This is a genomic window from Pseudomonas sp. W2I6 (genome assembly GCF_030815935.1).
In the GTDB taxonomy this organism is placed as follows: domain Bacteria; phylum Pseudomonadota; class Gammaproteobacteria; order Pseudomonadales; family Pseudomonadaceae; genus Aquipseudomonas.
Genome location: NZ_JAUSXJ010000001.1, coordinates 2688757 through 2708836, shown reverse-complemented (window position 1 = coordinate 2708836; position 20080 = coordinate 2688757). Strand labels below are relative to the sequence as shown.

The 20080-nt window shown below is 57.5% G+C and carries 24 protein-coding genes; 6 read left to right on the top strand and 18 right to left on the bottom strand.

From position 1 onward, the window contains the following. Positions 1-46 precede the first annotated feature (46 nt). Positions 47-1771: a MobH family relaxase gene (gene mobH, locus QF039_RS12730; protein WP_307518563.1), complete on the bottom strand. Its 1725-nt coding sequence runs from the start codon at positions 1769-1771 to the stop codon at positions 47-49. A 221-nt stretch (positions 1772-1992) separates the two neighbouring features. Here mobH and QF039_RS12725 point away from each other — a divergent pair, with 221 nt between their 5' ends. Beyond that, positions 1993-2190 carry a hypothetical protein gene (locus tag QF039_RS12725; protein ID WP_007901093.1) on the top strand — a complete coding sequence of 66 codons (198 nt, stop codon included), beginning with the start codon at positions 1993-1995 and terminating at the stop codon, positions 2188-2190. A 137-nt stretch (positions 2191-2327) separates the two neighbouring features. On the opposite strand, the gene QF039_RS12720 is transcribed toward QF039_RS12725, so the two are convergent. Both QF039_RS12720 and QF039_RS12715 read right to left on the bottom strand, forming a co-directional pair. Then, positions 2328-3287, bottom strand: a complete 960-nt coding sequence (locus tag QF039_RS12720; RefSeq protein WP_307518560.1) for an ArdC family protein — start codon at positions 3285-3287, stop codon at positions 2328-2330. A 131-nt stretch (positions 3288-3418) separates the two neighbouring features. Further along, positions 3419-3748 (bottom strand): hypothetical protein, encoded by a 330-nt coding sequence (locus QF039_RS12715; protein WP_307518558.1) that lies wholly within the window; start codon positions 3746-3748, stop codon positions 3419-3421. A gap of 456 nt (positions 3749-4204) precedes the next feature. Here QF039_RS12715 and QF039_RS12710 point away from each other — a divergent pair, with 456 nt between their 5' ends. Beyond that, the gene (locus QF039_RS12710; RefSeq protein ID WP_307518557.1) at positions 4205-4603 is read left to right on the top strand and encodes a DUF3742 family protein; all 399 of its coding nucleotides are present in this window, start codon (positions 4205-4207) and stop codon (positions 4601-4603) included. Here QF039_RS12710 and QF039_RS12705 read toward each other — a convergent pair. From QF039_RS12705 to QF039_RS12685, 5 genes are all read right to left on the bottom strand, one after another. Next, positions 4592-6133 carry a conjugal transfer protein TraG N-terminal domain-containing protein gene (locus tag QF039_RS12705; protein WP_307518554.1) on the bottom strand — a complete coding sequence of 514 codons (1542 nt, stop codon included), beginning with the start codon at positions 6131-6133 and terminating at the stop codon, positions 4592-4594. The two genes, QF039_RS12710 and QF039_RS12705, sit on opposite strands and share 12 nt — an antisense overlap. 10 nt (positions 6134-6143) lie before the next feature. Then, positions 6144-6452, bottom strand: a complete 309-nt coding sequence (locus QF039_RS12700; protein WP_307418990.1) for a hypothetical protein — start codon at positions 6450-6452, stop codon at positions 6144-6146. Positions 6453-6455: 3 nt separating this feature from the next. Beyond that, positions 6456-7838 carry an integrating conjugative element protein gene (locus QF039_RS12695; protein ID WP_307518552.1) on the bottom strand — a complete coding sequence of 461 codons (1383 nt, stop codon included), beginning with the start codon at positions 7836-7838 and terminating at the stop codon, positions 6456-6458. Then, positions 7835-8791 carry a TIGR03756 family integrating conjugative element protein gene (locus QF039_RS12690; RefSeq protein ID WP_307518550.1) on the bottom strand — a complete coding sequence of 319 codons (957 nt, stop codon included), beginning with the start codon at positions 8789-8791 and terminating at the stop codon, positions 7835-7837. Before QF039_RS12690 ends, QF039_RS12695 begins: the two co-directional genes overlap by 4 nt. A 107-nt stretch (positions 8792-8898) precedes the next feature. Next, complete coding sequence (locus tag QF039_RS12685; protein ID WP_008071413.1) at positions 8899-9153, bottom strand: helix-turn-helix domain-containing protein; 255 nt, start codon at positions 9151-9153, stop codon at positions 8899-8901. A gap of 169 nt (positions 9154-9322) precedes the next feature. Between QF039_RS12685 and QF039_RS12680 the strand changes: the two genes are divergently transcribed. The 3 genes from QF039_RS12680 (at position 9323) to QF039_RS12670 (ending at position 10940) form a co-directional block, all read left to right on the top strand. Next, positions 9323-9580 (top strand): LasR-specific antiactivator QslA, encoded by a 258-nt coding sequence (locus QF039_RS12680; RefSeq protein WP_307518548.1) that lies wholly within the window; start codon positions 9323-9325, stop codon positions 9578-9580. Between the two features lie 368 nt (positions 9581-9948). Then, the gene (locus QF039_RS12675) at positions 9949-10197 is read left to right on the top strand and encodes a hypothetical protein (protein WP_307518546.1); all 249 of its coding nucleotides are present in this window, start codon (positions 9949-9951) and stop codon (positions 10195-10197) included. Then, positions 10194-10940, top strand: a complete 747-nt coding sequence (locus QF039_RS12670; RefSeq protein ID WP_307418985.1) for a zeta toxin family protein — start codon at positions 10194-10196, stop codon at positions 10938-10940. The genes QF039_RS12675 and QF039_RS12670 overlap by 4 nt, the downstream gene beginning before the upstream one ends. Here the strand turns inward: QF039_RS12670 and QF039_RS12665 are convergent. Genes QF039_RS12665 through QF039_RS12625 form a run of 9 tightly spaced genes read right to left on the bottom strand, consistent with a single transcriptional unit; the run spans position 10918 to position 18430 of the window. After that, on the bottom strand, positions 10918-13719 hold the full coding sequence (locus QF039_RS12665; protein ID WP_307518544.1) for a conjugative transfer ATPase: 2802 nt from the start codon (positions 13717-13719) through the stop codon (positions 10918-10920). The two genes, QF039_RS12670 and QF039_RS12665, sit on opposite strands and share 23 nt — an antisense overlap. After that, positions 13719-14135 (bottom strand): TIGR03751 family conjugal transfer lipoprotein, encoded by a 417-nt coding sequence (locus QF039_RS12660; protein WP_307518541.1) that lies wholly within the window; start codon positions 14133-14135, stop codon positions 13719-13721. Before QF039_RS12660 ends, QF039_RS12665 begins: the two co-directional genes overlap by 1 nt. Beyond that, entirely contained in the window at positions 14098-15612 is a 1515-nt protein-coding gene (locus QF039_RS12655) for a TIGR03752 family integrating conjugative element protein (RefSeq protein WP_307518539.1), read from the bottom strand. Before QF039_RS12655 ends, QF039_RS12660 begins: the two co-directional genes overlap by 38 nt. Continuing rightward, positions 15602-16414 (bottom strand): TIGR03749 family integrating conjugative element protein, encoded by an 813-nt coding sequence (locus tag QF039_RS12650; RefSeq protein ID WP_058821794.1) that lies wholly within the window; start codon positions 16412-16414, stop codon positions 15602-15604. The genes QF039_RS12655 and QF039_RS12650 overlap by 11 nt, the downstream gene beginning before the upstream one ends. Further along, complete coding sequence (locus QF039_RS12645) at positions 16411-17052, bottom strand: PFL_4703 family integrating conjugative element protein (protein WP_307518536.1); 642 nt, start codon at positions 17050-17052, stop codon at positions 16411-16413. Before QF039_RS12645 ends, QF039_RS12650 begins: the two co-directional genes overlap by 4 nt. Continuing rightward, on the bottom strand, positions 17049-17462 hold the full coding sequence (locus tag QF039_RS12640) for a TIGR03750 family conjugal transfer protein (RefSeq protein ID WP_058821792.1): 414 nt from the start codon (positions 17460-17462) through the stop codon (positions 17049-17051). The genes QF039_RS12645 and QF039_RS12640 overlap by 4 nt, the downstream gene beginning before the upstream one ends. 7 nt (positions 17463-17469) lie before the next feature. Continuing rightward, entirely contained in the window at positions 17470-17841 is a 372-nt protein-coding gene (locus QF039_RS12635; RefSeq protein ID WP_003174125.1) for a TIGR03745 family integrating conjugative element membrane protein, read from the bottom strand. A gap of 17 nt (positions 17842-17858) precedes the next feature. Continuing rightward, a complete protein-coding gene (locus tag QF039_RS12630; RefSeq protein ID WP_307518530.1) occupies positions 17859-18098 on the bottom strand; it encodes a TIGR03758 family integrating conjugative element protein in 240 nt (79 codons plus the stop codon). Next, on the bottom strand, positions 18095-18430 hold the full coding sequence (locus tag QF039_RS12625; protein ID WP_307518528.1) for an RAQPRD family integrative conjugative element protein: 336 nt from the start codon (positions 18428-18430) through the stop codon (positions 18095-18097). The genes QF039_RS12630 and QF039_RS12625 overlap by 4 nt, the downstream gene beginning before the upstream one ends. Before the next feature lie 341 nt (positions 18431-18771). Here QF039_RS12625 and QF039_RS12620 point away from each other — a divergent pair, with 341 nt between their 5' ends. After that, positions 18772-19308 carry a hypothetical protein gene (locus QF039_RS12620; RefSeq protein WP_307518526.1) on the top strand — a complete coding sequence of 179 codons (537 nt, stop codon included), beginning with the start codon at positions 18772-18774 and terminating at the stop codon, positions 19306-19308. 20 nt (positions 19309-19328) lie between these two features. Here QF039_RS12620 and QF039_RS12615 read toward each other — a convergent pair whose 3' ends face one another. Then, complete coding sequence (locus QF039_RS12615) at positions 19329-20060, bottom strand: TIGR03747 family integrating conjugative element membrane protein (protein WP_307518523.1); 732 nt, start codon at positions 20058-20060, stop codon at positions 19329-19331. Positions 20061-20080 lie beyond the last annotated feature (20 nt).

Below are 20080 nucleotides of genomic sequence, written 5' to 3'. Positions count from 1 at the left end.
TCAGAATCAACTTGAGTTTTGATTCCTACCACGGGGCCGTTGAAAGTTAATCTCTTTCCATTTTAAGAAACGGATTATCGAGTGGCATAACTTCAAAAAATAGCTTGGGATCCTCAATCAAGTAGCCCTTCAAAGTCGTTTTCTTTCTAGGACCTTGCACTTTGCACGCCCAGATGTTCAAACCATCAACTTGCTTCCTATGGACCTTCAGTTTCTCAAACTGCTTCTGCAGCCAGCGCCATTCTTCGATCTCTTGACAGGCGCCCTGAGAGACACCAGGAAACTCCTGCGCATAGCGTTGAAAGAGGCCAGGCGTGACCAAAAATACGCTGCCAGCCACCGTGTGGATTTTAGCCTTGCTGTCGTTGATGATCAGCTTGTGGCTCTGAATGCCTTCCTTCACCCAATTCAGGAAAACCTGACCAGGGTTACACGAAAAGAGTGTTGGTATTTCGCGAATGCTTTCTGACGGCGCATCACTGGCCTCGGGTTCTGCCAACTCGAACATGTCCAGCAGCGTGCCCAGGTAGTCGGCATCCTCCAGCGCCATGGGATCTGGCTGCGATGGGTTTTGGGTTGACTTTGTATTGACAGCCTTGGGGGCTGGAGGTGATACCGGAGCGTTGGGCTGATTGTCATCGAGTGCAACGCTTACCGTTCCGCCGAAAGCGTCGGGGCGGTCTTCGTTCCCCCAGATCAATGCCGGTTGAATGCGCAAAAACGTAAAGGTCTGCTGCCAGTCCCCCTGAGCGACAAGAGCGGTCCAGATGGCTTTGCCTTCTGGAGTCGACTCGGCAAGCCCATGCGATTGCAGTTCGTCGAACACAGCAATGTTGGAGGAGGGAATGCCCTCTATCGCTTGCGACAGCAGATAGGCTCGCAGCTTGTCCGTGACCGTCTTGCTGACCAGCCAGAGTCCGTCGTGAGTCAACCAACCCGCGGCACCTGGTTGGTTCAGTTTCAGCTCGTGTTGAACCAGATGACGCAGTCCGCTGATCAAGTGATGTTGCAGCGAATGAATCGGCGCTTGCAGCGCCTTGCTCGGGTTACCACCGATGTTCTGTGCGGTGGAAACACGGTCGGCCTGCATCACCAACTCACCGAGCACGCCGGCACGTTCGTATTGGCCCGCCAGGACATACAGCAAGCTGGCCCACAGTGACGGAAATCCACTGAGCCAATCCAAGATCGGGCGGTCGAGAATCTGGGTGTAGAGCAAGCCTGCAGCGGCGCCGTGTAGGTGGTAGTCGCGACCTTTGAGGTAGCGAAAACGGTAGGGCTGATCCAGTGGTCCCAGCCAGGGGTGCCAAAGACGGCCATCCTGGCGTTCAACCAGCAGGTCCACGGCGATCTTGCCGATGTCATGCAGCAGGGCACCATACGCGATGCCGGCTGACCAGGCATCAGTCTGGGCGGCCTGGTCTTCGGGCGCGGCGCCACTGGGTAGTAGATAGGACTGGCGCAATTTTAGACTACAGGCGACCAGCTCAAGGCCATGGTCGAGCATGCCGCCGAGGTACGCATGATGGTGCGTCTCGCTGGCCGGGAGTTGCTGGACCAGTTCGGCGTAGCGATGGATCGGATTTAAATAGAGCTGGATGAACTGCGCGTGGGAGAGGGCGGTGTACTGCCAGATGCGATCGAGCAGCTGGCGGCGGTGCTCCGCGGCTAACAAGTTGTGAGCCGACTCGATGGACAGGTAACCTTCGGCGACGTTGACGGTCGGTGGCGGAGGGGGCTTCTGCCTTTTGCGGCGAAACAGGCTGAGCATCGTGACCTCCGGAAAGTGGCTGGGTCAGTGGCCTTTTAGCCTTTTCGGATAGAGCTCTTACCCTTGAGTCCCCATTCCCTTCCAACCCTTACCCGTCCTTTTGGCTCGTGTCCCTTTGGATGGCAATCGGAATATGGATACGGCTAGGCATCGTTTTGTTGGGGCTAGTACGGCAAGGACAAGAGTCGGTACACTGCGGTGCATATTTTTTGGGTCTTGCCATGAACCTCACTGACGCCACGCTCGTGCTGCTGCTCGCGGCACGTATCCATGGGACCGACGAAGCCGTCCGGGCCTCGGCGAAGAGCGTGGTCAAGAAGTTACCGCGCAGTAAACGCGATCTGATCTACAAGGTGATCGATAGCCGAAGTCCGCTCGAGCTGGTGGATTTTCTGGCGCAGAACCTGGATGCGGAATGACAGGTTGCGGGTGTGTGCCCCTCTCTTGTTCTTTGCGTGAGGGGCCCGCCGTATGATTCCGTCTGTTTTCTGGAAACATAAAAAAGGGCTCAACTCGCGTTGGGCCCTGTGAAGCGTTTGCAGCGGTGAGGTAACGATCAAGCTCCATCCTTCATGCACAGCGAGTCATCCAAGACCGCTTGCTTCAGTTGCTGCTCCAGGTTGAGTACATACTCCGAGGCGCTTCGGGCCTGGCCACTGGCACGAAAGATCGCGCGTTTGTCTGCCTTGAGCAGGCCGAGCCAGGAGTCGATATAGCCCTCGTGGCGCAGGTCCCCCTGTATACCGGCGTAGGCACATAAAAAAGCAGCGCCCATCTCGGCGATCAACTCCTCAAACGCGTAGCCTGGCGAGCCGAACGGACAGGCTGACGTCATGCCTTCGCGCTGTAACCGAGCGTGATGCCCGGTCCAGTGCGTCAGCTCATGCAGTGCCGTGGCGTAGTACCCGCCTTCATCGTGAAATTGTGCTTTTGTCGGCAGTTGGATGAGATCCCTGATCGGGTGGTAAAAGGCTTCGTCGGCAGGCCGATGTACGATGCGTGCACCTGAACTTAGCAGCAGATTTTCCGCGGCGCTGTTGGGCTGGAAGGGATCACTCTGTTCCGTCTCGAGCAGGGTGTCATTGAGCATTTCGAGCCCTTCCGTTTGCTCGATGTTGAACAGAAAGTGTGTCCTGAGAATGCCGAAGTGAGCGACCTTGGGTTGACCGCTTTCATCGAGTACGTGTTGCCCTGACTCGCTCTGTTCCTCGCGCTCCATTGGCTTGTAGAGCACCGCCAGAGTGCTGTGCTCACCCTTACGGATGTGCCCACCGTTCTTTTTGGCTTGGTTGAAGGTCAGCCAACGATCTTGAGTGAACCCCTGCAACCTGGCCTCGGCCCAGAGCAGCGGTAAATTGATGCCCGAATACGGACGTCGCGTGATGGCGTTGATGGGGTAGGGTTGATGGCCGATGTAAGCGGAGCCACTTGAGGACCAGGGTTTGATCCAGGGAGCAACGCCTTGGTCTAACGCGGTAACGATCTTGTCAGTCACGTCTTGGTAGATATCGCGCATGGCAATTTCCTCGAGAGAAAGACGGAGGAACGCCGTGCCCGTCGGGAAGGGTTCCCCGGTTGGGTGATGTGCTGGATTGATGCAGGTCTTGCATGCCGTTCGAATGTGGAATGGAACACCGCTAATTGCGCTTAGCGTTGGTGTTCTCCTGCAAGTGCTATCAGCAAGGCGCCAGGCTGACCCGGTTCTTGGAGTAAGCTCAGACTCAATTGCAGCAACGGGTCGTGGCCTAAGTGATCGGCTGGTTCAATATGCATTACCTCGAACAGCACGTAAGGCTTGTGTGGAAAGGCCAGGTGGGCTTCGAAGGCTGCGCGCAATACGTGGCTCAACCGATTGACCTGCAGCTTCTCAGCGTGATCGGATTGATCGAGCAGTACTGCGCGTTGCCACGCGCCAGGAGTGAACACGATGGGCAGCCGAAGGGTGTTCAGTGTTTCCGGTGTAAGTGATTCGGGCATGGTATGTCTCCGTTGAAAACGCGAAGAAACCTGTCCCTTGCGGGAAAAGATTTCCCCGCAGTGGGTTGAAGAAAATCAAGAGGGTTTTCCTGACGAGCAGAGCTCGAAAGACGCTCAGGAAAGCAGTAGGCGTTCATCACCGTAGAAACGGTTACCGTGCGAGCTACCGAACGCTAATCGCACTTGGGGAGAACCATCACCGAAGTGACGTAGCCTTGAAGGTTCTGGCTACCCGGGGAAGTGCTGTCGATAACAGCGATCCGTACCTTGTATTTAACTGGACGATTTGTATGGGTCAATGACTGTAGAGACGCTGTTTCACGGAGCTTGTCTTCTGTCATCCAGTGAAGATTTTTCGGCTGGGGCAAACTGATAGACGGTCAGGCACGGGCCGATTTCAGTAGTACGCTATTGCTCTTGTCTCAACCATGAAAACGCTCAGAAGAGGGCGAGACCATGCCGATTCAGCAACCTGTTCAGAGTTCACGTGCCCACCGCTGGGCGTACGTCTGTGGTATGTCGGTGAGGCGTGGTTACCGTAGGTTGAAAACGTTTGAATCCTGTGTGGTTGAGCGTGCGGAGACGGTAGGTATGCCCGCAGGTAAATTTCTTGTTCGCGGGAGTTTTTTGATTTCCAAACTGGCATTGATCGGAGGATTGCTCTTTGTCAGCGTTTGGATGGTTACTTTCATTGTGATAATGCTGGCTGTCACTACTTTGCTGTGGCTCAGGGGTTTTATTGGTGCCGATCAACGAGAGAAAAATCCAGGGCCAGACTACCTAGGTGCGGACCTCTACATTGGTGACTTCGACGACAATGGGCATTATATAGGCGACAGCAAGTCATCTAATTGAGCGCTTAGCAGCACCCAATATTTGATCCGTACCTTTGCTCGCTGAATCACTTGCGGCTTTGCTACCGTTCGCCAACATGCCTTGAATCCCGGTGCCAACTGAATATCCTGCCCAGCTCATGGCCCCTAGAAACAGCATCGGCAGCACGATAAACATCGCCCCCATCACATACTCAATTACCTGTGCCGTGACCGTCCCATCCATAAACCCGGATGTGGGCAGCGACAACAGCACCTGATTGGAAGCCGAAACCTGGTTGTACAGGGTATCGAGCATGCTGGAGTCGACCCAGCGGGCCAGTTCCCACCAGAAGGTCAACATGTGAAGCGTGAACAGTGCGAATGTCACCGTCATGACGGTCTTCAACTGATAGGTACTGACCAGCAGAATCAGCGGCAGGCTGATGATGACGCCCATGATCAGGAAGGCCTGCACCATCGGCAGGGCGGCGCGTAGTGCATTCATCGCCGGGAAGTTGCTGAAGGAGCCGAGGGCCAACCCGGTATTGGTGGCGAGGTTATTGAGCCCCTGATTGATCGAGCCGCCACGAGCGCTGGAGCCATAGTCCTGGTACACCTGTCCGGGCGACATGGACATCGATTGCTGGCGCGGGCTGACCAGCTCACGCAGGGTGGCATCCTCGATCTCGTTGCTCGAACGGCCAGTCAACCAACCTTTTAGCTGAGTCAGCAGCGAGGGATCAACCTGCTCGATCAAGCGCCCGCGCAAGCCAACACCGCTATCACTCCACCACTGCTTGCAGGTGGGGTAGCCCGCGCCATTCTCTAGCCGCGGCAAGGAAACATCTCGGCTTTCGTTATACGGCCAACTGACTCGCGGCATGCGTGAGCGATCGGTGTCGTAGTAGCCGGGTGTGTCGAGAAAGTAGCTTGAGCCTATCCAGGACGCGTCGTGACTTTGTGCTTTGTCTAACTGCGGACGGTTGGTGAACAGTCGAGAACGGGAATAGCCATAGCAGTCGCGAGTGAAGTCGGCGACTTCCTGCAGCAGTACCTGGCTGTCGATGCGCGAACTATCGATCTCCATGCGCATCTGCCGGATATCCGGTGCGCAGGGAATAGAAGCGGCTGCTGCGGCGGTCACGCCTTTGCTCAAGGCATGCACCAGAAACCACCAGATCGGTACGTTGGCGGAGCGTTCGCCGATAGTATTGAAGGTCTCCCCCCAGGCGGTTTCTGCTGGCTTTGCCACACTAATGCCGCAGCGTTGGCTCGCCGCATCATCGAACGCCATTGACGTGAGGCTCAGCGGAAAGACCGGCGCGCAGCCGAACAACACGACGATGTAGGCCAGCCACAGCCGGTTCTCGATCCGCGGCACCGAGAGCAATCCCTTGTTACCTTCATCTGCGCCTTGCTGACGGGCCGACAACCACTCTTGCAAGATGATCGCGCCGAAGGGCGCGGCGAACAGCCCGGTATCGGACAGGATGCTCCAGAGGCCGTTGTTGATGATCCAGGCCAGCAGGGAGAGGTAAAACTCCAGGTAGCTGTTGGTGCTCATGAGCATGGTGGTGACCTCACAGTCGGGTGAACTCGACGCAGGTAAAGAGCACGAGTCCTAATGCCCCGATGCGTTTCACGCGCAGTCGATTCTGTGGTCGATGTCGGTAGCGTCGAAGCAGATCCCACCAGAGTGCAAAGAGGGCGCCGTAGAGCAGGGCACGCCACCACCGCAGATAAGGTTTTGCGGATTCGAATGCCTGCTGCCAGGCCTCGAGGCTACCCAGCGCAGTGTGGCCGATCCAGGCGACCAGTGCGGCGGTCAGGACCATCGCCGCAGCAATTCCCAGACTCGAAAGCAAAGTGAGTAGTGGTGAGCGTTTCATGGCTCACTTGCGCCTGGCGTCAGCATCATTGAGTCGACCCGGCTCAGGGTCGCCTTGCTCGACGGTACGCGAGGCCTCAGCGCCGCCGGCATGCCGGTCGAGCACCAGGCTGGCGGTATTGGTGGCCAGCATTTGCCGGACCTGCAGTTCGGTCTGCAGCAGGCGTATTTCGCGCTCCAGAGCGTCGATGTTTTTCGTCAAGGCGGTTTGGGCCGGCTCGGCGGAGGCGATGTTCGGTTCGTGACTGCCCGCCAGCAAGGTGCGCAGTAGCAGCAACGCTTTGTCGAGCACGCTGGACAAGGCCGTCTCACTGGCCAGGCGCCGTGCCAACAGATCCTGATCGGGATCGTCGCGCAGGGCTTCGATCACACCACGGGTCACCGGCAGCATCGGGCTGGAGGCTTTAGCCAGATTGTCAGAAGTAGGTAACAGTGAGCCCGACAGCAACCCTTGCAGGGCCGTGAGGCGTTCGCTGTAGGCCTCCTGTATCAGCGGCGTCAATCCGCTGCCGGCGGTCGCACGCAGGGTTTCGCAGCTGTCGCAGGTTGAGACTTCGCTCTCGCCCAACACCCGAACAGCCCATTCGGATTCCTCCTGGGGCGAGGTCCATGTCTGGCAAATGGCCCCACCCAGGCAATCGCTATTACTAATCGAGGCATTGTCATCCATCGACCGGTTATGCAGCAGGTTGTAGCCCGCGCGCACTACGTCGGCGGTCACCCGAATGGGCGTCTGCCCATCACCACCAGCCTTCGAGCCGCCGACCCAGGACACCCCCTTGTTGCCGTTATGGGCCTCGGTATTTTTCACCGCGGCCACCGCATCTCCGCCGGTTTTCTCCAGATTACCCTGCATCTCCTGGTTCCTGGCCAGCGCGCCCCAGCCGGCTTGACCGACCTTGTCCGCCATCTTCTCGGCCATGGCCTGGCAGGTCAGCTTGGAGCGGTCGAAGTCGATACGCCCCTGCATCACCCCGTTGCTCAACAACTCATAGAGGCCGGGGTTGGCGCGTTGGATGATCAACGCCGGCAGCGACATCACGGCTTGGGTCGCGTTCTGCACGATGCTGCCCATGATCTGCTGGAAACCTTCGGTGACGCCGTTCAGCTGGTTTTGCAGGGTGTTGGTGAGGCTCATGTTTCCGCACATCATGTTCGCTCGCCATGACCCGCCGACACCGAGACCACTGGGTCGGTAGAGCGAGCTCGGTGAGCCCACTGCTGAGCCGCCACCAATGGTGTACATCACTCGGTCGTCGAGTACTTCACCTTGAGTGCCCAGGCGATAATCGCGTTGGACCGCGTGGGCATGAGTAGCCATGGCGAGCAATCCACAGAGCAACAGACTCATCGTGCCCAACCAGGGCCGCGCGAGAAGCCGACTCATGAAGCACCTCCTTCGAAGTCGATGCTGAACAGGAAGGTCTGTCCCTCACGTTTGCAGCAGCTATAGGGACGCCACAGCGACCAGGCATAACCGCCATCTGCGCTCTGGACTGCATCGCTGGGGAAGATGGCGCACGTGGGCTGCACCTGGGGGTAGAGCATTTGCCATTTGTGGGTCGAAGCGTCGTTTTCAATGATCGGGCCAGGTGGCCAGTAGCCGTCGTGTGGGGTGGGTGTGAGCGGTACATACACATGCGACTGTCCGTTACGAGTAATCACATCGCCGGCCCGTTGCGCCATGACTGCGGCCGCCTTGAAGTCGTGGGGCTGTACCAGAAAGCCCTGCCGGGGATAAACGTTGCCCCACATGTTTCCCGAGGCCTGACGACCAACTTCACGGATCCCCGGCATGAGCGATTCGGGGTAGAAACTTTCTGGGATGCCATGGCGCCAGGCCAGTGAGTCCAGGGTACTCAGGTAGTAAGGCATTAATGCCGTGGCGCCGCTGGCGCAGGCATAGCCGGATTGCGAGGCCAATTGCGTGGCGGCCCATCCGCCCGGGTGACCGATGCCGTCAACGTTTTTGAAACGAGGCAGGTTATCGCGCTGTGTGTTCGGCGTGATCAGGTTACCGCCACCTTCCGCACCGCTGATGGGAGAGGAGAGGGTGGCCATCTCGGTCCAGGGGTTATTGCCGGTGGTGGCGTAGCTCGAGACCACCAACTCAGGAATGAAATGACGAACCTTGGTCGAGGTATTGACTGTGCAGCCGAAGGGCGTGCAGAGCAGCCAGAAACAAATGCCGACGACCCTGTATTCGAGACAGTTTGGCGAAAGCACTGAGGACGTGATGCTGCCGGTGTCCAGCGCCACGCTTGGGCCGCACGCCAGCAGGATGCTCAGCGCCAAGGGCCGAAGCTTTGTGGGAGGGATTGACGAGCAGACAACAGGCATTTTTCCTAGGCTCTCAATGTATGGCCTAGTCAGGTTCGGTTATGGACTGAAGACTGTCAGTGGAAATTATGAAGGCGGGTCTATCGGATTTGTGAGGGGTAAGACTATTATTTGACGTGGAGGGCGCTGCGCAGGATATCGGGATCTACAAGTAACTGATCTGCGGTAATTTCGAAAATGTTGGCGAGTTTGCACAGGACCAACAATGACGGATTGCCCGTGCATCGTTCGATTTGACTGACGTAGGTGCGATCCACCTCGGCCATGAGCGCGAGTTGCTCTTGGGTCAGGTTTTTCACGCGTCGCATCAAGCGGATGTTTTCCGCCAGCTGCAGACGAAGCTGTTCGTAGTCTTGAGTCATGCGCGCAAATTGCGCCTTGAGGGACTCTCAATCCACGGGATATAGTCTACATTGGTATTGATCTAGGCTATTTGATGCTCATGCCTGTTATTGAGCGTTCATTTGGTACCGTTAAGCTTTTCGAGTTTGGATTCCACTGCTAACAATAAATCAGAAATCTAGGGTGTGTATGGACGAAAACTACATTTCAATTCCTGCGGCGGATGGTTGCCCAAGTCTTCTGACACCTTGGGGCAACGAGTTTGCCTCGATGATCGAGCGTGGCGTGCAATGCGCTCAGGCTTGGCTTGATACGCCCGGCGAGATTCCCCTGTGGTGGGAGCTGGCGCAAACCCGCAAGTCCTTTCCTGTCGGTGACTGCCAGGATGCTTTTGAAGCAGGTTTTTTATTGAGGATTCAGCAGCGGCTTCGTGGCGTGTCACAGTAACTATTGTTGCTCATGGCGATTTCGACTTGACCCCCCTTTTGCATCAGTCAGACCACATTGGGACAGATAAATGATTGCAGCGATAGAGCTATTGTCTGTCTAGTTGAGGTGTATTGGTCCAAATACTGAAAAGCTTGGTGGGGAGTCGCGCTTTCCTTAGTTGGGTGCTGCGCCAAGGGCGGTACTTGCCTCCAATGCCGCCAGTCGTGCATCGAGCGTGAAAATCTCTTGAAAGGTATGGTTCCAGACGCCATTCCTCTAGACTGGGGGCTGACAGAAGTAGCTTTCGCCCTGTTACAAACAGGTTTACGTAGCTAAGATTCTGATTAAGTGCAGATTCTGCACGCTCTGAGAACGTGGAGCGCGATATGAAAGCCGACCGAATGTTGAGTGATGATCTGGTGAGCCGACTGGAGGATAAGATTCCGGCCATGGCTGAAGGCGCGATCAATACTGCCTATATCAACGCGCTGGCGGCCGGGCGCAGCGTGATGGAAGTCATGGACGGCATGCTGGTTGAAACGACTGCCGACGGTAAGCACAAGGTTATTCGAGTGGCCAAGCCCAAGCACAAAGTGACTTTGGGTGGCGTAATCAAGGTGCGCCGCTGCTCATGACGGTTCCTCGGTTGAGGGTTTTTGCTGGACCCAATGGCTCCGGCAAGAGCACGATGAAAAGTGCCATCCCTTCCCACCTGATTGGTATCTACATTAACCCGGATGAAATCGAGAAGGCTGCCAAAGAGAGCGGCCGTCTGGAGTTCAGAGATTTTCAACTGGAAGCTGAAGGTGATGAGGTCCTCAGTTTCATTAGGGAGCATCGGCTGGTCAAGTCCGCCGGGCTCGATGAGGAGTCCGCCAAAATAGGCTTTAGCAGCAATGGTCTGAATTTCCAGACGGTCGCGATGAACTCCTATTTTGCCTCCGTGCTCTCTGACTTCATCCGGAACAAGCTTCTCGAAGAGCAGTTGTCTTTCACCTTCGAAACGGTAATGTCCAGCGACGACAAAATCGCTTTTATGCTCAAGGCGAGAGAGTCTGGATATCGAACCTACCTTTACTTTGTGGCAACTGAAGACCCTGACATCAATATCAACAGGGTCAGGAACCGTGTTGCAGCAGGTGGGCATCCAGTTCCCACAGAGAAAATTGTTCAGCGTTATGGCCGTTGTCTGAGCCTGCTGCCTGCGGCTATTGCCGCTTCGAGCCGGGCCTACATCTTCGATAACTCCGGTGCCGACCTCGTGCTGCTTGCCGAAGTTACGGATGGAACTGACCTGGAATTCAGGGTTGACGAGGTCCCCGGCTGGTTCATGGATGCCTACGTTGAAAAAGTGCTCAATGGCGAGCTGCCGGGTTGATCAACATCGGATGCGCTTTCCCTCTTTTTATTGGCTCTATTCCACGCGCCTGATCAATACGCTCAGCTACTCGATAGGCAGCTTCCAACTCCGAGCAGTCGTGCTCTTTCATCAATGTCCAGCGTTCTGCCTTTTCTTCAGGTTCCGTCATGGCAAGGGCGAGGTAGAGGCTCGGTAGGACCGCTCGGAATAACGTTTCGAGCTTTTTCGACAGCACGACCCCCTCAGTGTATTTACCCGGCTCTTTACTGGCGGAGAGCAGCAAGGCTTTCTGTGCCGGCGTGAGCTTCTTGAAGCGTGCGATTTCCTCGATCTCCGCGGGCGGCATGTTCAAACAAATCCACCATTCGATCATGTTGAGCATGGTCTGCGCAGCAGTGGGAAAGTCGGCAAGGTTTTGCGTCGCCATCCAGAACCAAGCGCCGAGCTTGCGCCACATCTTCGTCCCCTTGACCACGAAGGGCGCCAGCAGCGGGTTTTTGGTGATGATATGACCTTCGTCGGTGACCATGATGATCGGCCTCCCTAGGTACTGGTCGCGTTCGGCGAGGTTGTTCACGGTGTTCATCAGGCTTATGTAGCTAATGGACATCTGTGCCTCATAGCCTTCGCGAGCGTAAGTGGCCAGATCGACAACGGTCACATCGCTCTCGGGCCAAGGCGTGCCCTCGCGATCGAACAGTTCACCCTCGAAACCCTGGCAAAACAGGTCGATGGACTCGCCCATTTCCTGGGCACGCTCGCGACGCTTCTCCGGCAAATGCGGGTCGGCGGCGACGCGTAGCAAGGCATCGCGCACGTCGCGAGTCAGCACTCGACGGCCCGCGGTGACGCAGGTTTGCGCGGCATCGAGAATGCACTCGCGGATCAAGCTGCGATCGGCTCGGCTCAGGCGTGCCTCTTCCTTGGCCTCGCCGCCGGTGATCATCAGCCGGGCGGTGATTTCCAATTCGCCGAGAATGTCGCGCTGGTTATCGCGACTGGCTACCACCTCATCGTCAAGCTCATCGATCGACAGACTCGCCACCTGATCCGGCTGCTCGACTAGGCGCCAGGCATCGGCGAACGGGGCGAGACTGACCGAGCCGCCAGGTTTCAATTGGACTTTATTGACCGACAGGCCCTGTGTCGCGAAGTAGTCTCCCTGCAAGCCGAATGAGTTACCGGCCTCGACGATAAAAAGGCGAGGACGGTACACCGCCATGACCTGCATCAGCAGGGTGACCAGGGTGGCCGACTTGCCGGCACCGGTGGGGCCGAACAACAGCAGATGGCCGTTCATGGCCCGGTCCAGACGTGACAAGGGATCGAAGCTCAACGGCGAGCCACCACGATTAAACAGGGTGATACCGGGGTGGCCGGTTCCCGTGCTGCGGCCCCAGACAGGAACCAGGTTCGCCAGGTGCTGGGCGAACATCAGGCGTGTGTACCAGTTGCGCGTGTCGCGGGCCGGGTTGTAAGCCATCGGTAACCAACGCAGGTAACTGTTGCAGGCGGCGACTTCATCGCCTTCGCGTACCGGTTGTAGCCCCGCACCCAACAGCGCGTTGGCCAGGCTGACCGAGCGCAGGTGCAATTGCTGCTCATCGTGACCGCGCAGGTAGAACGCCAGAGTGCCGCGATACAGCTTGTGCTGGCGACCGATGATCGCACGAGCCTCTTCGACATCTTGGCGGGTCTGGGTCGAGGCTAGGTTTTCACCAATGGCTTTGCGCGCCAGGCGGTTTAATTGGTCCTCGAGTACATCCTGCGGTTTGACCACCAAGGTCAGACTCATCACCGTTCCTTCAGGCAACTGGTCGAACAGCGCGTTCACTGCATCACCTTTACGGGTTTCGCCAGTGAGTTGGCCAATAAAGGGCGCCCGCCGCAGCTTGTCCACCACCATCACCCGATGAGGCTGACCATCGAAGTACCAGAGTCCGTGCTGCACATCCGAACGCGGTTCGTTGAAGAACAGCCGCTCGGCGAAGTCATGATCGAAGGGCAGTTCCAACGACGCATCGTCGCCCGACTCCGGATAGGCCACACGGCGGTAGAACGCCTCGGGCGCTTCATCGGTGAGCTTGGGTGCGGGATTGAACCAGGGAACTAACCAGGCATAAAGACCTCGCCCATCGACTCGCGTCGATGGCACCCCACACGCCTGTAACGAAGCAGCGATACGTTCGCAAGCCTGTTGCAGGGATTGCGCCGGAGTGAGTCCCGCCGCCTCAGCGTCAGACTCAAGCCAGCGATAGACCACCAGGCGCACCCGACGGTTATTGCCACGCCAGGGCAGGCGCGTGACTGCCTTGTCCTCGAACAGACCGCCCGGCTTGGCGATGGCCTTCAGATGCTGGCGAGTAAGTTCCAGGTATGCTTCGGTGAACACCGTGCCTCGCGCTCTGTCCTGAATATAATCGGTGAGCCGGGTCAGGTAGGGGGTGAAGTCGTTGTCGTCCTGACAAAAAAACTGCGCCACCCACGGCGCTTGGTCCAGCTCGTCAAAGCTATCCTGCAGGGCATCCTCGAGGGCATCGCGGGCGGCCATCAACCAATCGGGTTCGCGACCTTCAGTGCCAATGGGTAGCAACTCGAACACGGCGCCCACCGAACGGTTGTCATCCAGTAGAAAACACTGCTCGGTGTCGAGGTATTCGACCCATGGCAGGTGATCGGTGAAGCTGGGGTTATGCGCATAGAGTGCAGCTTCATCGGCCAAGGTGGCGCGAGGGCGCAATGGATGGCGCCAGGCTTTCCATGCAGAAGTGCGGTTGCCCGCATCGCTGGTACGCACTACAAGTCTTCCTGACGTTCACCGGGGAATGCGTGCTGCACCCGTTGGTAGAACGGAAAGACGGTCGAGTAACCCGGAACCGGTGCCTGCTCGGTACCACTCAAATGTGGATACACGTACAGCACCAGATCGGGATTGGGCAAGCGCGGGAACAGGTTGCGGATCTCGTTCGCCGCGGTGCGCGTGTACGGTTCCTGGAGAGCCGCGGAGACATCTGCCTGAGCCAGCGGGCGGCGTAACTGCTGTCGAGCATCCAGCAGTTGCTGCTGAGTGCCTTGCGAACCGGCGCCGTTCCAGATGTCCAGCATGGTTTGCTCGCCATGGGGCAGCAGCGTCTCCTTGTCGGTGGAACACCCCGCCAGGACTAAGCAAAGCAAGCTAATCCAGATCAGGCAGGGAGACAGGGTCTTTTTCATGGCGAACGCTCCGGCCCTTGGGCTCGTAGTCGATGGTGATCTCATGGTCGAGGTGCAGCGCGACCTGTGCTGCAGGTGGTACGTACACGGCCGCAAAGGCTTCGCCATACAATTTGTTCACCCACTCGCGGATGTCGCTGACCCCACCACTGAAAATTGAGTTCAGTGCGCTATTGCCACTGCTGCTGGTGACTCCGAGCGTACTGCCGCCCGAACTGATCACACTGCTGTTGTTCCGCTCATCCCCGAGCAGCGCTGCGACACCGGCCCCGGCGGCAGTGATCAGGCTCTGGCTGCCGAGGTATTGCTGGGCGTTCGAGCGGCGCTCGCCAGCGATGCAAGGAATGCCATACGGATCGGACAGGTAACCGAGTTCACCGCGGATCTTGTCGGTGTTTGAGCTCTGGGTGGTGGAAGCATTGCGGCTGGCGACTGCCTTCGGCTGAGGCACCGTGCGGATGGTGCCATCGGTAAACACAAAGGTGATCGACTCGACCTGTCCGCGTACGCAAGACAGGGTCCAGTCACCGGACGCCGTACCGCTCATCACGGCTCCCGCGACGTCCGGCAGGTCGATGCCGTTGGCAGTCAGGTTCTCGGGGCCGACCAGCACTTTGAAGGGATAGGGATCATTCACGGTGCCGTCCACTGGGACGCGGCCGATCAGCGCGGTCATGGCGACTGAGCCCATCAATGTTGCGTTTTCGGGAATGGTGTAGACCGGCTTCGCGCCTTCGGTACGATCAGCGGATCGTGTCGGGTCATGCTCACCCTGGGTGACTGTACGTAGCTGTTTCTGGCTGCGATCAATAGCGTTATCGTTCAAGCCTTCCAGTGAGTTGAAGGCGGTAGGCAGACTCAATGCGGGGGAAGTCTTGGTTTTACCTCGGGCGTCGGTGGACGGAGCATCCGAGGGTTCAATCCACTGCAGCGCATCATTGGTAGAGTGTCGCCCTTCGAACTGAGCGCCGTCGCCGGGCTCAAGCCCTAATCCGATCGGCATGTCCTTGCCTTTGCCGGTCAGCCCCGACAACTGCTCCTGCAATTGCGTCAGCAGGCCGCGAGCCTGACGACTGTCTTGTTCCGCTTTGAGTCGGGCCTCGTTGGCTTGGCGGCGGCCTTCGTCGACCCGCTGGGTCACACTGCCAAGCGCGGTCTGGATACGCGAATCGACACTGTTTTCCCGCTCGCGTAGGCGGTTGTTTTCCGTCTGCAGTGAGTCATTGTGTTTCTTCAAACCGAGCATGTCGCTGCGCATGGCCTTCACCTGGCCGACCAGGGTGGCGACCGTGTCGCGTGGGGTATCGCCCGCAATGCCAAGCGAATTGGCTTGCTCGGCGGATAACTGAATCTTGCCCTGATCAACTGGGAGCTCCTGAGAGGGAGTACTAACCGCGACCCAGGTTTTCAGGATGATAAAAACCACGGCCAACAGCGCAGCCGGTACCAGCCATCTGAGCAAGGCGTTAGCTTTCATCGTCAGCACCTCGCGCAATAGGCGGGAGCAGCACGGCGTGTTCGAGGCCGGCACCGCGAGTGACGAGGTAGGCGATCGTGGTGTCTTCAGCACTGCCGACAGGCCCGAGGAACGCATGCTGAAAGGCCGCAGCGAACAGCTTGGCCTGCAGCCGACGCGGATCGAGTTGCACCGTCTCTGGACCACGGTTGCGCAGCTTCACCGCCGTCACCCAGTAATCGCCGAGTCGCCAGGCGGCGATGGGTGTGCTGGACACATTTTCGGTCGGCAGCAGGGTCGGCAATTCGGTGCGCAGCTTGAGCGGTACGCGGCGTACGCCGGGTAGGGATTCTACGGTGCGCAGCGGCGCGTACAGGCTCTGTGCGGCATAGCGCGTCAAAGCGACCGGAGTCGGCGTGCGTTCTGGAACAGGGACAGTGCTAGATTCAGCCTCGGTAGCTTGCACCTGAGCATTCTTGAGAATACGCACCGGCTCCAGAGGTTGATCGCCGGGCGTGGCCGCAATATCCAGGAGCATAATCTCGCCCGTCGTGACCGATTGCAATTGCAGTCGGGTCGGTGCAATGGCTTCCGACGCTCGCAGGTACAGCGTACCGCCAGTTGATTGCACGCGCAGCTTGCCCGTCAGGGTTGAGGGCACGCCGATTCGAACATCCTCATCGACAAAGACCACCCGCTCTTGATTGATCACCAGTGGGATCGCGAGGGGGAGGCGTTCCCAGTGCATCAGCTCGACGGCCTGCGTTGCAGCTCCCCATAACATCAGTGCGACGGTGAGTCCCAGGGTAGAAATCCGCTTCATGGCTCACCTCCAGGCAGAGCGATTTTTTGCGGCGTGCCCTGATAGCAATCTAGCGCCAGCCCCCACTTGTTGCGCTCGGGATCCAGGTCAAAACGCACCACGCGCAATGGATAACGCACCACCACCCGTTTCACCGGTTCGGCGGCGTAATATTCATCGGCGTTGAGGTCGAGCTTGACCAGCCAGCTGTCACGGTCGAGTTGCTTGACCCTGAGTTCCGGATCTTCGCTGTAGCCTCGCCCCAGAATTTCGTAGACCCCACGCACCCGCTGGCGCAGTTCGCCGGCGGCCTTGCGGTACTCGTAGTCGCCATTGAGGAAGGCCTTGCAGGCGGGTGTCAGGTAGGACTGCAAGCCATAGATGGCGCGGCGATAATCCTGCTCGCCATCTGAGGGCCATCGGTTGAGCTGACCAAAGATGTACAGGGCAAAGGCATAGACATTCTCCGAGGGGATATCCCACCACTTGCGCGTGCTGCCCGAGCGCAGATCCGGGGGGACATGCACGGTCAGATCGGTCGGTGCCGAGCGCCAGCCATACCAGAGTCCGGCACAGAACACGGCGAGGACCATCACTGCCAGACGCAGGCTGAAGATATGGGCCTGTTGGGCATCGACCTTGTTCCGAAAGCGACTCATGGTTGCCACCGGGACAGGGCAGGGCGCAGTCGACGCGAACGGCGAACCGTCCAGGCACCGGAGTGAAGGATCAAAGTCCCTCGACCTAGGCGCCAGCGGCTGGCGAGTACCCATTCGAGCTTACGGTACAACCAGGTCTCGGGGCGAGCCCGTTTGGCTCGACGCAAAAGCGTACCACCGGCAAATAACACCACCGCCATACCTGCGATCATGCTGGTCGGCGCCACGGCAATGGAAGCGGTGGCGATCGCCAGAGGAACGCCCAGCAGCAGGCCAATGACGGCGCCAGTGCCGAGCGCTACCCACATCTCATCATTGGTCAAACCACGCAATACGGCGGGATCACGATTGAGTCGCTCTGGCAGAAAGACCAAGGTGCCGTCGACAAGGCGTTCGATAGTGTCGTTCATATCGACCTCACAGAATCGCGGCAGCCTTGGTCAGGAACCAGATGATGATCACCACCAACAGGGCACCGATACCGACCACGGCGCCGAGATCCTTCCAGGTCTTGCGCTGGTTCTGCACGTCGGCATACACCGTCAGGGAATGCCAGGCCACCCCGAGAAAAGCGAGCAGGGCGATCAGCAGACCGAGCAGGATACCGCCGTCGTAGGCGTAGTTTTTGATCGTTTCGATCAACCCGGAACCTTCACCCCGTGAAGGTGCTTCCATGGTGGGGAGCTCGGCAAAAGCCAGGCTTGGACCGAGCACGAGGAGCAGGCCGATCAAGCGCTGGCTGGCACGATCACGCAGGTTGTTTTTCAGGGGGACAAGGCACTTGAGCATGACGGCGATCTCCGGGGTCAGGACAGGGTAAAGAACATCAGAACCAGCAAGATGAGCAGCACGCGCGCGGCGCTGCCGCCAAACGCGCCGAAGCGCACACTGCCTGTTGCCCATCCCCTGTAAGCCGTCCACATCACCCAGGCACACCACAGCAAAACCAGGACGAGGACCAGGGACAGCCAGAGCGTCGAACTGCTCTGCGGTGAGAAGCCGGAAGCGCTTTGAAAGGCAGCGGTCTGCGCGTCCGTCATGCTCATGGCGACGGTTCCACGGACGGGATGTCGAGGCGGTAATCGCCGACCAGCTCACCAGGATCGTGAGGTTGAGCACGGGAGGGCGACAGATAGTTCTGCATTCCTTGGCGAATGCGTTGAATGTCCTGAGACAGGCGGGGATAGTCGAAGCGATAGCGTTCGTTTAGTTCAGAGGTCCTGGCTACCTTAGCTCGCGCCGCAAGGCGCTCAATAGTGTCGAGCTGCTGCTGAACTAGGCTGAGCTGTTCGCGCTCATGAGTAGATGCGGCATAGCCACCGCTATGGAACGTCATCAATATGAACAGTGAGCAGACTCGGAAAATTGTAGTCGGCATGTGGATAGCCCATTTGGAGATGGGGCCAGCATTCAACCAACGTCCAGGACTCAGCAGTAAGAAACACGAAACACGCTGCGTCATTTTATTTCGATACAGTCTCTGATCGTGTAGCGAGTTCGAACACCGTATCGAGAGCTACGAAAGGCGGAAAATGACACGATTGGACCGCAAGTACAGCATTGGTTACTCATGGAAAACGATTAGTAGCCGTTAACGTTTGATTCCGCTAACAACATTGTTAGCGGGGCGCAGATAAGCGCGGACAAAATCAGTTAACGAAGAGTGATTGCAGAGAGTGAATCCAACAAGCAATTCGGCGGTACCGTATTTGACGGGCCGTGGGCTTCTCCTTGATGGTCTTCGGGGCTCTATTTTATTTGGTTTCATCGTTGATTTTTCTGCACCATCAAGCAGAGATTCTCGCGAGCACAAAACTTTTTGGGCATTTGGGAGGGGTTGTGCAAAATTTAGTAGCCGATGTTTACCAGGCCACATCACCCTACATCGGTTTTGTATGGGAGCACGCGCCTACCCTCAGCCAGGAAAACCCGCTCAGCTATGGAAATTTGCTGTTTTTCGGTTTGCTGGGTGTGATGATTATTGGAAAGCAAATTCTCCTTTCCGCTAGCCAACTCAAAAGGCGTGTTCAGGTTCAACTCGAACGTCTTGAGGAAGCTCAGTGGCGCAACTCGATGCAAAATGGAGCAGCCACCCAAGTCAACGCAAATCAGATCGGGCAGATCAATTTTTATCAGCAGTCTATGCCGCCGTCCCCTAGCGGTGATTGGTGGCAGCGGCCGTTGGGTATTCTTGGTTTGTCTATTATTGGCGGATACGTCGTCGCGTTTTTGGCCAAATTCACCGGAATGGTTTAACACGTCAGCATTACATCTTATCAAATGTATTTTTTAAACGTCGCCGCGGTGATAGCTGTCGTTATTCCGAGCGTCATCGCGCAAGGCAAAAAGACGGCCATAGGATTGAGCGAAAAGGGCAGGGACAGATACATGACCCAGGGCACGAGCAGCAGGGGTATCACTGCTCGCTTGGCGCGGTGATAGACAAAACTGCTTTCTCGTCCGGCTCCAAACTTGCGCAGGTCGCGGCGCATCAAACCATCAACAAAACCGGTAAGCGTGGCCAACAAAAATAGTGGTGTGGCCAGGACTAGAATCGTCAGGCGCACCACGAAGGTAAAGGTCACATACACTGCGGCCAGTACGAAATCCTCAATACTCACGTAGAGCTGGTTGATCCAGCCCCAGAAGCCGTTGCCCTGGCTCGACATCCGCGCCTGCCGTGCAAAATCCGCAAAGCCAGTCTTAACCAATAGCCATTGATTGAGAAAATCCAGCCATTGAACAATCGTCTGTCCAGGTTGTTGGAGGATGAGAGAAGATTTGAAGTGCTCACTCAGCCAGCCCAGTTCGTTCGCCAACATGGCTTGGCTGTGCCGCCAACCCTGATCGCCCCAGAACAGCAGTAAGCCGGCGAACTCGATGAGGATCGAAAACAGCAATGAGGCGATCAGCAAACCGATGATGCGTAAAACTAACCCAATCGCCGAGATAATCAATCCCGGACGCTGGATCGGTTGTGGCGGCGTGTGTCGGACGGAACTCGCCATCGTTCACTCCATTGCGCGTT

What these genes read in the sequence shown, in the direction of transcription:
- mobH (WP_307518563.1), bottom strand. Translation starts at nt 1,771, where the DNA reads ATGCTCAGCCTGTTTCGCCGCAAAAGGCAGAAGCCCCCTCCGCCACCG.
- QF039_RS12725 (WP_007901093.1), top strand. Translation starts at nt 1,993, where the DNA reads ATGAACCTCACTGACGCCACGCTCGTGCTGCTGCTCGCGGCACGTATC.
- QF039_RS12720 (WP_307518560.1), bottom strand. Translation starts at nt 3,287, where the DNA reads ATGCGCGATATCTACCAAGACGTGACTGACAAGATCGTTACCGCGTTA.
- QF039_RS12715 (WP_307518558.1), bottom strand. Translation starts at nt 3,748, where the DNA reads ATGCCCGAATCACTTACACCGGAAACACTGAACACCCTTCGGCTGCCC.
- QF039_RS12710 (WP_307518557.1), top strand. Translation starts at nt 4,205, where the DNA reads ATGCCGATTCAGCAACCTGTTCAGAGTTCACGTGCCCACCGCTGGGCG.
- QF039_RS12705 (WP_307518554.1), bottom strand. Translation starts at nt 6,133, where the DNA reads ATGCTCATGAGCACCAACAGCTACCTGGAGTTTTACCTCTCCCTGCTG.
- QF039_RS12700 (WP_307418990.1), bottom strand. Translation starts at nt 6,452, where the DNA reads ATGAAACGCTCACCACTACTCACTTTGCTTTCGAGTCTGGGAATTGCT.
- QF039_RS12695 (WP_307518552.1), bottom strand. Translation starts at nt 7,838, where the DNA reads ATGAGTCGGCTTCTCGCGCGGCCCTGGTTGGGCACGATGAGTCTGTTG.
- QF039_RS12690 (WP_307518550.1), bottom strand. Translation starts at nt 8,791, where the DNA reads ATGCCTGTTGTCTGCTCGTCAATCCCTCCCACAAAGCTTCGGCCCTTG.
- QF039_RS12685 (WP_008071413.1), bottom strand. Translation starts at nt 9,153, where the DNA reads ATGACTCAAGACTACGAACAGCTTCGTCTGCAGCTGGCGGAAAACATC.
- QF039_RS12680 (WP_307518548.1), top strand. Translation starts at nt 9,323, where the DNA reads ATGGACGAAAACTACATTTCAATTCCTGCGGCGGATGGTTGCCCAAGT.
- QF039_RS12675 (WP_307518546.1), top strand. Translation starts at nt 9,949, where the DNA reads ATGAAAGCCGACCGAATGTTGAGTGATGATCTGGTGAGCCGACTGGAG.
- QF039_RS12670 (WP_307418985.1), top strand. Translation starts at nt 10,194, where the DNA reads ATGACGGTTCCTCGGTTGAGGGTTTTTGCTGGACCCAATGGCTCCGGC.
- QF039_RS12660 (WP_307518541.1), bottom strand. Translation starts at nt 14,135, where the DNA reads ATGAAAAAGACCCTGTCTCCCTGCCTGATCTGGATTAGCTTGCTTTGC.
- QF039_RS12655 (WP_307518539.1), bottom strand. Translation starts at nt 15,612, where the DNA reads ATGAAAGCTAACGCCTTGCTCAGATGGCTGGTACCGGCTGCGCTGTTG.
- QF039_RS12650 (WP_058821794.1), bottom strand. Translation starts at nt 16,414, where the DNA reads ATGAAGCGGATTTCTACCCTGGGACTCACCGTCGCACTGATGTTATGG.
- QF039_RS12645 (WP_307518536.1), bottom strand. Translation starts at nt 17,052, where the DNA reads ATGAGTCGCTTTCGGAACAAGGTCGATGCCCAACAGGCCCATATCTTC.
- QF039_RS12640 (WP_058821792.1), bottom strand. Translation starts at nt 17,462, where the DNA reads ATGAACGACACTATCGAACGCCTTGTCGACGGCACCTTGGTCTTTCTG.
- QF039_RS12635 (WP_003174125.1), bottom strand. Translation starts at nt 17,841, where the DNA reads ATGCTCAAGTGCCTTGTCCCCCTGAAAAACAACCTGCGTGATCGTGCC.
- QF039_RS12630 (WP_307518530.1), bottom strand. Translation starts at nt 18,098, where the DNA reads ATGAGCATGACGGACGCGCAGACCGCTGCCTTTCAAAGCGCTTCCGGC.
- QF039_RS12625 (WP_307518528.1), bottom strand. Translation starts at nt 18,430, where the DNA reads ATGCCGACTACAATTTTCCGAGTCTGCTCACTGTTCATATTGATGACG.
- QF039_RS12615 (WP_307518523.1), bottom strand. Translation starts at nt 20,060, where the DNA reads ATGGCGAGTTCCGTCCGACACACGCCGCCACAACCGATCCAGCGTCCG.